The following is a 9,623-nucleotide window of genomic DNA, read 5'->3' on the forward strand; positions in this document are numbered from 1 at the left end:
AACATTTTTCATAAAAGTCACTGCTTCTTGTGAAAGTGACGGAACCTCTACTTTTAACTGTTCACGCTCCCGCGTAAAACTATCCATATGTATCTCATAAGAATTCTTATAAAAGGATTGAAGCTCTCTCATAATAGAAACAGCAATAGGAACATTGTAAAGCGCTTCTTTTCGTTCTTTTCCTGTAGATTTGAGTTTATCGATTAAACGATCTGATCCACGCAGCTCACCAGCTCTCTCTGGAGACTTAGCTAGAATATCAGGAAGTTTATCGCCTTTACCTGCTAAAATTGTTTGCTCAATCCTAAGCGCAGCCTCTTGCGGATCTTTATAAATAGATGCTAAACGACTGTTTAATCTTTTAAACATATCAACATAAGATTTTTTATTTCTAAGAGCGCTTAGCACCTTCTGTTCTAGATTAGAGTTATCCGTATAAGCAGCAAGGTATGGCTCTCGTTCTGTTGCTTTTGATGCAACATTCAACTCTCTTTGCGATTGTTCAACCTTGGGCTCTTGTTTTTCAAGTTTACTGAAAGCTGTCTTTGTATTCTCCAAAAGGGTCGTAATTTTCTCCTTTTGTTTTTGCGATAATTCTTTATTGGTCTCAATGTAAGAGGAGACTTTTTCTCCTAGACCTTGCAAAACGTCAACATTTTTATTTTTTGTAAATTCAGTAAGGTTCTTACGAATAAGCTCAGACAGTAATTCAGAAGTACCATAAAGTGCCTCAATTGATGCCTTTGTCATTTCCTCTCGCGTGATACAGTCCCAGTTGATATTATAACCAGCTTCACGAGCAAGTTGGCCAATAAATTCACGCTGAGTACGTCCATTTCCCTCTCGAAACGGATGCAACGCATTTATTTCACCCATGTAATATCCAGCTCTCTGGCTGAATTTATCCGCATCAAGACCACGCAGATATTGTTCTTTTGCAAGCTGCTGTGTAATCTTCGGTGCGTAGCTTTCAATCTGATGATGATAAGCAAATAAACACCCCCCTTTGGTAATATCTATTGAACGGATCTCTCCTGCCCATTCATAGACGTCACCAAATAGCTTCTTGTGAATGTCTTTCATATGATTGAGATCAAACTTACCCCTAATAGGAGTACGCTTAAGTTCAAGAGATCTTGCATAAGTGAGAGTAGACTCTACAGACTTTAGCGTAGCTTTATCTTTAATACCAAACCGATTATACATCACACCAGTTTCAGCATCAGTATAAGGATCAACGCCTCCTTTATACTTCTCCACGGTTTACCCGCTCTATATAATCTTCGATAATATCACTTATTTCAAGTTCACCTATAATATAACGCTCTACTTGAGCAACAACTTGTGAATCTGGTTCCAATCCCTCTAAACGTTGGCTTGCTAATGCATTTTTAGCATCAAAGCGACGTCGTTTAATCTCCTCTTCACTCAACATAAAATTCTCCTTTGTTGATATTTATTATAGCTTAAATAAGCTATAGAAGCAAGTTTTCATTCCTTACCTTACCGTATCACATCTTTTGATATTGCACGCGCTATCGCATTGATTTGCTCCTGTTGTCTCTGTTGCAAGAATTTAACTGCTGTTTGAAGCTCGTTCACAAGCTTTTTATCTTGCGGCTGATTTTGGGGTATTGCTTTTGACAAGTCAAAGTCTTGTTTATGAATGGCATCCTGTCCAAAACGCTTATCTAAAGCACTTTGTAGCTTTAAAAACTCTTGATTGATCTGCTCTGGTATCTTTGAATAACTATCACGACCAGCTTTAACATTTTTCATAAAAGTCACTGCTTCTTGTGAAAGTGACGGAACCTCTACTTTTAACTGTTCACGCTCCCGCGTAAAACTATCCATATGTATCTCATAAGAATTCTTATAAAAGGATTGAAGCTCTCTCATAATAGAAACAGCAATAGGAACATTGTAAAGCGCTTCTTTTCGTTCTTTTCCTGTAGATTTGAGTTTATCGATTAAACGATCTGATCCACGCAGCTCACCAGCTCTCTCTGGAGACTTAGCTAGAATATCAGGAAGTTTATCGCCTTTACCTGCTAAAATTGTTTGCTCAATCCTAAGCGCAGCCTCTTGCGGATCTTTATAAATAGATGCTAAACGACTGTTTAATCTTTTAAACATATCAACATAAGATTTTTTATTTCTAAGAGCGCTTAGCACCTTCTGTTCTAGATTAGAGTTATCCGTATAAGCAGCAAGGTATGGCTCTCGTTCTGTTGCTTTTGATGCAACATTCAACTCTCTTTGCGATTGTTCAACCTTGGGCTCTTGTTTTTCAAGTTTTGAAAAACTTGTCTTTGCTCTATCCCAAAGGGATTCAATCTTCTCTTTTTGTTTTTGTAACCATTCTTTATTACAATCAACATAAGAAGCAATTTTTTCTCCTAAACCTTGAGAAACATCAATTCCTCTATTTTCTGTAAATTTGGCAATATAATCCCGATAATCAGGAGATTCAGAAAAATCGAGAGTGGTTGTTTTGACACCAGATCTAGAAAGAGCTGCTACCAATTTTTCATAGGTATTTGCACGATCTGATTGCTTGATAGCACCAACAAAAGAAGGATCACCACGCTCTATTAAATCAACATTAAAAATGTTTCTTTTAATTTCTTTATTATTAACAAAAATAGTTTCTTTGTTTTGACTAATAGATATCTTATCACCAAGCTCAATACGAGCCCCATCTATCGCAGAGGGAAGATTTACACCATAAACACGTTCAATTCCACAGAAAGTTGCTATATCCGCATAAGGTGTTTTGGTTTTGGCAGTTTCACTAAAAGAAGCATACCCAGCTTCTACAAATTCACCAGTGATTGTACCTTTAACCTGTTTGTGTTCGTGTAATCGAACGTTTTTAAAATCCTCTTCGGCTACATAAAGATGTGACTGATGCCTATGTCGAGACATTGCAACATAGGAGAGATGTTGATCCATAGATGAGGAGGCTAAAACAAAGACATTATCAACGGTAACTCCTTGACTCTTATGAACCGTAGCCGCATATCCATGATCAACGTTTTGATAAGTCTGATTGGAGAAAACAACTTCTTGACCAGAGTCAAGACGCACTTTTAAAAGCGGTTTTCCTCTTTCATTTTGTGTCGACAAAACAGTTCCCAACATACCATTTTTAACTTTTTGCTTTCCTAATTCTGTGGCATATCTTTCTTCAAATTGAGCATTTTCAAGAAAGATAATTCTGTCACCAACAACAAATTCCCTATGCCCCTTAAGAGTATCAAAATTTGTAACGCTTGCACTATCTTCAGATTTAAGTAAACGAGCATCTTTAAGAGCAGTTCGAATTTCTTCATTTAATTTTTTTACAGACGCATTCGTATGAGCAAGAACAAGTAATTCGTCACCCCGTAAAGTTTTTCCTTCTTCCAGAGCTTTTTTTTCAACTTTTCTTCGTGTATTCATCCAATCTTTAACAAGAGTATTTATGGCTTGATCACGCGTTTTAGTCTCACGAATGAATCCTCTATTTTTATAATGATCTAAAGCTTCCTTTACTTGTCCACGTGCAAACTGTCGTGATGCATCTTGCCCCCATTCTTCTTTTTGTCTCCTAATACCGGATAATTCTACATAACCAATATTATCAACTACAGCGCGAAATGCCGCTCCAGCCTCAATGGGTTGCAACTGCATATTATCACCAACTAAAACAATTTTTGCGCCTGCTTTTTCAACTTTTTGGACAAAATGCGAAAGTTGTTTTGAAGAAACCATTCCAGCTTCATCAATGACAAAAACATCACCAACCCGTAATTCATCTTTCTTATTTTTCCACGCTAATTCCCACGCAGCAAGAGTTTTACTTTTTATCTTTGAAGATTCTTCAAGACCTTCCGCAGCCTTACCCGCAAGAGCTGCTCCAAACACACGCTTCCCACTATTAACCCACGCAATATTTGCGGCTTCCAATAGAGTGGATTTTCCAGCACCTGCATAACCAACAACCGCAGCAATACCTTTATCATCTGTAATATGTTGAACGGCTAATTTTTGTTCTTCTGAAAATTTAAATCTATTACTTTTATCTTTATTCTCAACAGACTTTATTGCCTCTAAAACCTGTCTATCTTTTACACCGTGTCCTGTCGTTTGAGACAACGAAACAACACTCCGCTCCATATCATATTCGGTTTTTAATATTTCCTTTGTGGAGTAAATCACTTTATGAGGATTGGAATGATCTTTAATTTTAATCAGGTTGTTACTTTGTTCTAAGCGCACCATAATATCATTAAAGTCATTTGAATTATCAACATATCTATTAATGATCTTAGCAAGATCACCACGATTAAATGTCGACTTCTCAAATGAAATCAACTTCAATACTTCATTAGGGTTTTCTTTAATTTTCTCTACAGATCTCTGTTTTATTTTTTCATTGGCTTGTACCGCACTGCTAGCAAGTCCTTTTTTACCCATTGCATAAGCAGATTGCCCCAAATGAATGGTCGGTTCTATGGATAAACCACGCTCTTTGTAAGAACGCATATCTACTTTTATATCATGACCCGCAAGTGCAAGATGCCTCGTTGCAATCTCACCCCATGAGTTTCGTAAATCCTTCAATGCATCTTTATGACCTATGACGGTTTCATAAACTATACGCTCTTCTTTTCTTATAGCATTCCCTTGTCTATCACGAATAGTAACAAGAGATTTTTTTACTGTTCCATCTTCATTTAAGACAGCTATTTTTTTGGGACCAAAACCATTTTCTAAAACTGGACGTAAAGTATGCATAATATGCACATGTGGATTTCCTTCCTTGTCATGATAAACCCAATCAGAAACAAGACCACGTGATGAAAAATTTTCTTTTACAAAGTCTCGTACAAGAGAAATATTTTGATCTCGTGATAACTCTAATGGCAACGCTATAACTATTTCTCTTGCCAACTGTCCATTCACGCGCTCACTATTTTGCACAGTGTTCCACAGCCATTCACTTTTTTTATCATTTGTATCAAAATAACTGAGTTGTTGTGTAATCCATTTTGGAGAACCTTCTGGAATATTCATTTCTGAATGTACAAGGTCTCTATCTTTATCATATCTATGCGTATGAGATCCTTCTAACTCATCAAACATCCTTGTCCTATGGCGATAGGCAGCCGCCGAAATTGCTGATTTTCCAGCACCAATAATTTTAGCTTGTAAATGTGTACTTGCCATAAGATACAATTACCAAAAATTGTGTTTATTTCACAGAAATAATCTATAGCATAAAACGTTTTATTTTAAAACGTATAATTGCGCCTTCAAAAATCTTTAAAAAAGACATTTTCAGGAGCGCATAAAATGCGCACTATTAAGTATTGTTATTGGAGATTTATTCTGTTAAGTAAAAATAAAGATTAACAAATAAAAGAGAATTTGAAATGTCACGTAAATCTTTAGAAAAACTTATGGAAGAGAAAAAAGCTCTTGAAGAAAAAAGTAAAAAACTTCTTGAAAGAATTAAAGCTGCTAAAAAACAAGAAGGAGAAAAAATTGCACTATTAGCAGCTGAAGCGGGATTAACAGAATTAAACATAACAAACGATCAATGGAAAAATATTTTCGAGGAGATTAAAGCCCGATTTCAAAAAGAACAGCAAAAAACTGAATAATCTTGGTAACTCTATAAAATCACTAAGACGCATTGAAAAAAGGAGGAGATTTTTGAGTGATGAAATAAGACGTAAAGATGCACGTGAAAAAATTATTCTAGGCGGTCTTGTCGTAAAGGCTGGTCTTAAAAATGCCGATAAGTCTTTCATTTTAGGATGTTTAATTCATGCGGCAAAACTTGATATAAATTCAAATGAATATAAAAAATTACAAAAAATAGGACAACATTCTTTTACTGATACGCGGGGTCAAAATGATAACCAATCTAAATCGTAAACAAATCATATTTTTAATATGCCCTTTTCTCTTTTCAATCATAATTCTTTTTCTTGTAAACATAACAATAAATAACATTACAGAAAATGGAACGACTCCCGATGCTTATTGGTTTGTTCGTTCAAAACCTCTTGATATTCTCGTCCTTATTGCACTTTCATGTTCTTCATTTATTCTATTACAAAAAAGACATATAAGAAAAAATATCACCATAGCATCATTAATCTCCTTTTGTCTTTTTGCTGCCTACTACAGTATAAATGAATATATAAGACTAAGTCCTTATGTAGGACAAAATAACATGACATGGGCTGATGTTTTTCCTTTCTTTGATAGGATGGTTTTGAGCGGTTCAATCATTGGTATTATTATCCTTGGTTTCACGATGAATCTATCGTTGCCAAAAAAATCGCCTTTGAAAAAATCAAAAAATACGATCTTCGGCGACTCTCAATGGATGAATATAAAACAACTTGAAATGATCTTTCCAAGTGATGGTGAAGTAGTTATAGGAGAGCGCTATAGAGTCGACGAAGATGTTGTTAAAGATGTCCAATTTAATCCCAAAGACAAAACAACATGGGGGAAAGGTGGTAGCCAGCCATTGTTAACATACAAACTTGATTTTGATTCAACTCATATGTTATTTTTTGCTGGTTCTGGTGGTTATAAAACAACCAGCAATGTTATTCCAACTTGTCTCAAATATTCCGGTCCACTGATCGTTTTTGATCCTTCAACTGAAATTGCTCCAATCGTTGGAGAAGCACGACATAAATTAAACGAAAATACCGTACATGTTCTTGCTCCTCATGGAACTTCAACAAAAACTTTTAATCCTTTAGATTGGTTATTAGATGAAAGCATTCCAGCCTATGAAAGAGAAGCGGGTTTAGTTGAAATTGCTAGACTCCTTCTTTCCGAAAACCATAAATCAACTTCAACCGATCAATTCTTTGTATCACACGCACATAATTTATTAACAGGACTACTTGCACATATCGTCTTTTCTGATGAATATGAATTTGAGAGAAAAAACTTAAAAACTCTTCGTATGATTGTATCAGAGCCAGAACCATCCGTGATTGGAAAATTGCAATCGATACAATCAAATTCTTCATCGCAATTTATCCGTGAAACCCTTGGGGTCTTTACCAATATGGCACCGCAAACTTTCTCTGGTGTTTATGCTACTGCTTCTAAAGATACCCAATGGCTTTCCCTCGCTAACTATGCAAACCTTATCAGTGGTGACGACTTTAAAACAACTGATGTCGCAAAAGGAAATATCGATATCTTTTTGAATATTCCGTCCAAAATTCTAAAATCTTACCCTGGTGTGGGACGCATTCTTGTCGGTTCTCTTCTCAAAGCTATGGAAGCTGCAAATGGAAACTATGAAAAAAGAGTCCTCTTTGTTTTAGATGAGATTGATCTGTTAGGATATATGAACATCTTAGAAGAAGCTCGTGACCGTGGGCGTAAGTATGGAATATCTCTCATGCTCTTTTACCAATCTGTAGGACAAATTGAACGTCACTTTGGTTTATCAGGCGCTATGGCATGGTTTGAAAGTTGTGCTTTTGTAAGTTATGCCGCTATTAAAGATATTAAAACGGCTGAAAATATATCAAAGGCATGTGGTAAAATGACTGTTGAAGTGAAAGGATCAAGCAAATCTCTAGGAACATCAGGAGCAAAAGGGACTGAGAGTCTCAATTTCCAGCAGAGACCTTTAATTTATCCTCACGAAATTACCCAAGACATGCGAAAAGACGAACAGATCATTCTCATGCAAGGGCATCCCCCTATTCGTTGCGGACGTGCCATATATTTCAGAAGAAATGATTTAAGGGCTCTTGCTAACAAAAATAGATTTGCCCCTAAATAATAATATCTCCTAAATAGAACTCACTTCGTTCGTCCATAATCAATAATGAGAGGCTATCCGCCTCTCAAACTCTCTGGAACGCTCACCAAAATCATGACATCAGACCCGCGTTTAATGAGAGGACTAACAATCCTAGGTTATTGATGTCAAGGAAACCCTTACAGGGCGCCTAAAGGCGTCCTTGACAAAGAACCTAACGTCTTGTTTCGTCCATCTCACGCGGCTCCGAAATCATGATTAGAAGGAGAGCTTTTAAGGGTGCCTACACAGCACCTTATAGTAGGGAAAAAAACATTTGATTTTTTAACTACGTGAATAAAAAAATTATACCAAATAGATGTAAAATAGTGGAGGTTATGGACGGCTTTGTTGTTTGTGTCATACCTAAAAGGCAAAAATGGATTTGAAAAGGAATGGATTACAATGCCTCAACATCCGATGGCTATAATAGCGAAAAGTAATTTAAACGGATATGATCTCAAGGTATTTTTCATTCTGGCTTCTCGTCTTGATTTCGAAAATCTATTAGTCGTCAATCAAACGGAATTGGCTAAAAAAGTTGGTATTACCAGACATCACTTTAATCGAAGCGTAAAAAGACTAATAGCTATGGATATTCTTTTGGAAGGTCCTCGTATTGGTATTAATAGATCCTACCGTCTCAACCCAAACCTTGGTTGGAAAGGTAGTGCTAAAAACCATAAAATAGCTCTTAGAGAGAACTTTAAAAATCGCATAAAAGCAGCCGGTATTCAAGGTGTATATGAGAATAGCAAACCTTTAGAAATGGACATCAGTAATCAAATAGATCTCGAAGATTATCTTAGATGAAAAATAATTAGCTCCATTTATCCATAAAATAAGAGGCTACCACACCCTCATCAATTCAAAATCTGCTTTAGCCGGCATTTTTGATGTTTAAAATATACAGATACAGAAGAGAGAATAAAAAATTAATAAAAGCATAGTAGTTACACTTCACAATGTTACCATTATTGGTAACATTGTAACTTAAATGAACAATTTCTTTTTGTATTTTATAACTATACACATTACAGTGAAACATGATTTTGTGAGCAACAATCATTATAATGCCTCTCGAGCTTGACGAACATTCTCTAATAAGCTTTTATTTGAAAAGCATAAGATCAGAACCGGGAGGAGCTAGCCGTAATAAGAGTGTGTCATATCCCCAATTGACAGCTAAACTTAGAAATATCAAAACTATATAACCAATGACCATTGCTGTTTGGTGTTCAAAAGGTGCAGAGCCCGCTACATATCCAGTAAAAAAAATAAATAACACTAGTAAACTCCCCCCTGCTATAAACTCTGTTAAAATAATAACCGGTTTACGAATAAGCAAAAGCAAAAGGAAAAGGGAAAAAAGGCAAATTTTCAATATCTTATGTAATATTTTATAAACGATAGAAAACACTCTACGCATTATAGTTATTAAAATTGATTGTTTGAAATTTGGATTTTTCTCTTTTTTATTTAATTTATTAGTAGATAGAGTGTCCATTACCCCCTCCAATATTTTTATCTATAAAACGCTTTATGGCTACATGATACGTTTTATTTTATTCACGATTATTTGTATACCTATATAGATAATTATTTCAATTTTATGATTTTTTAGTGCTTAATGTGACATACGGTTTCTTTATTTTTAATAAAGCAGGCGCCCCCCGCACCTACTATTTTATTTACGCAACATCCTCATACTCATGACGATAATAATCATCTTCACTACCAAATCTTGGAATTGCCTCATCATGAATTTGATCATCTTCAGTTAAAG

Annotated in this window: 8 protein-coding genes; 4 read left to right on the plus strand and 4 right to left on the minus strand. The window is 35.6% G+C overall.

The features are described from left to right. The 3 genes from vbhT to traA all read right to left on the minus strand — a co-directional run. A partial coding sequence (gene vbhT / locus PVV63_RS09260; protein ID WP_273791609.1) for a type II toxin-antitoxin system protein adenylyltransferase VbhT occupies window positions 1-1,260 on the minus strand: 1,260 nt, incomplete at its 3' end. Further along, window positions 1,247-1,435, minus strand: a complete 189-nt coding sequence (locus PVV63_RS09265; protein WP_273783805.1) for an antitoxin VbhA family protein — start codon at window positions 1,433-1,435, stop codon at window positions 1,247-1,249. The genes vbhT and PVV63_RS09265, both read right to left, overlap by 14 nt. 68 nt (window positions 1,436-1,503) lie before the next feature. After that, a complete protein-coding gene (traA, locus tag PVV63_RS09270) occupies window positions 1,504-5,214 on the minus strand; it encodes a Ti-type conjugative transfer relaxase TraA (RefSeq protein ID WP_273791610.1) in 3,711 nt (1,236 codons plus the stop codon). Between the two features lie 233 nt (window positions 5,215-5,447). Between traA and PVV63_RS09275 the strand changes: the two genes are divergently transcribed. From PVV63_RS09275 to PVV63_RS09290, 4 genes are all read left to right on the plus strand, one after another. Then, window positions 5,448-5,651 carry a TraC family protein gene (locus PVV63_RS09275; RefSeq protein ID WP_273783759.1) on the plus strand — a complete coding sequence of 68 codons (204 nt, stop codon included), beginning with the start codon at window positions 5,448-5,450 and terminating at the stop codon, window positions 5,649-5,651. Between the two features lie 52 nt (window positions 5,652-5,703). Beyond that, on the plus strand, window positions 5,704-5,928 hold the full coding sequence (locus PVV63_RS09280; protein ID WP_273783761.1) for a conjugal transfer protein TraD: 225 nt from the start codon (window positions 5,704-5,706) through the stop codon (window positions 5,926-5,928). Beyond that, complete coding sequence (gene traG, locus PVV63_RS09285) at window positions 5,906-7,819, plus strand: Ti-type conjugative transfer system protein TraG (RefSeq protein ID WP_273791611.1); 1,914 nt, start codon at window positions 5,906-5,908, stop codon at window positions 7,817-7,819. Before PVV63_RS09280 ends, traG begins: the two co-directional genes overlap by 23 nt. 375 nt (window positions 7,820-8,194) lie before the next feature. Continuing rightward, window positions 8,195-8,650: a replication/maintenance protein RepL gene (locus tag PVV63_RS09290; protein WP_273791613.1), complete on the plus strand. Its 456-nt coding sequence runs from the start codon at window positions 8,195-8,197 to the stop codon at window positions 8,648-8,650. 298 nt (window positions 8,651-8,948) lie between these two features. On the opposite strand, the gene PVV63_RS09295 is transcribed toward PVV63_RS09290, so the two are convergent. Next, window positions 8,949-9,344 (minus strand): hypothetical protein, encoded by a 396-nt coding sequence (locus tag PVV63_RS09295; protein ID WP_273791612.1) that lies wholly within the window; start codon window positions 9,342-9,344, stop codon window positions 8,949-8,951. Window positions 9,345-9,623: the final 279 nt, after the last annotated feature.

This window comes from Bartonella sp. CM31XJBT (assembly GCF_028618555.1).
GTDB lineage: Bacteria > Pseudomonadota > Alphaproteobacteria > Rhizobiales > Rhizobiaceae > Bartonella.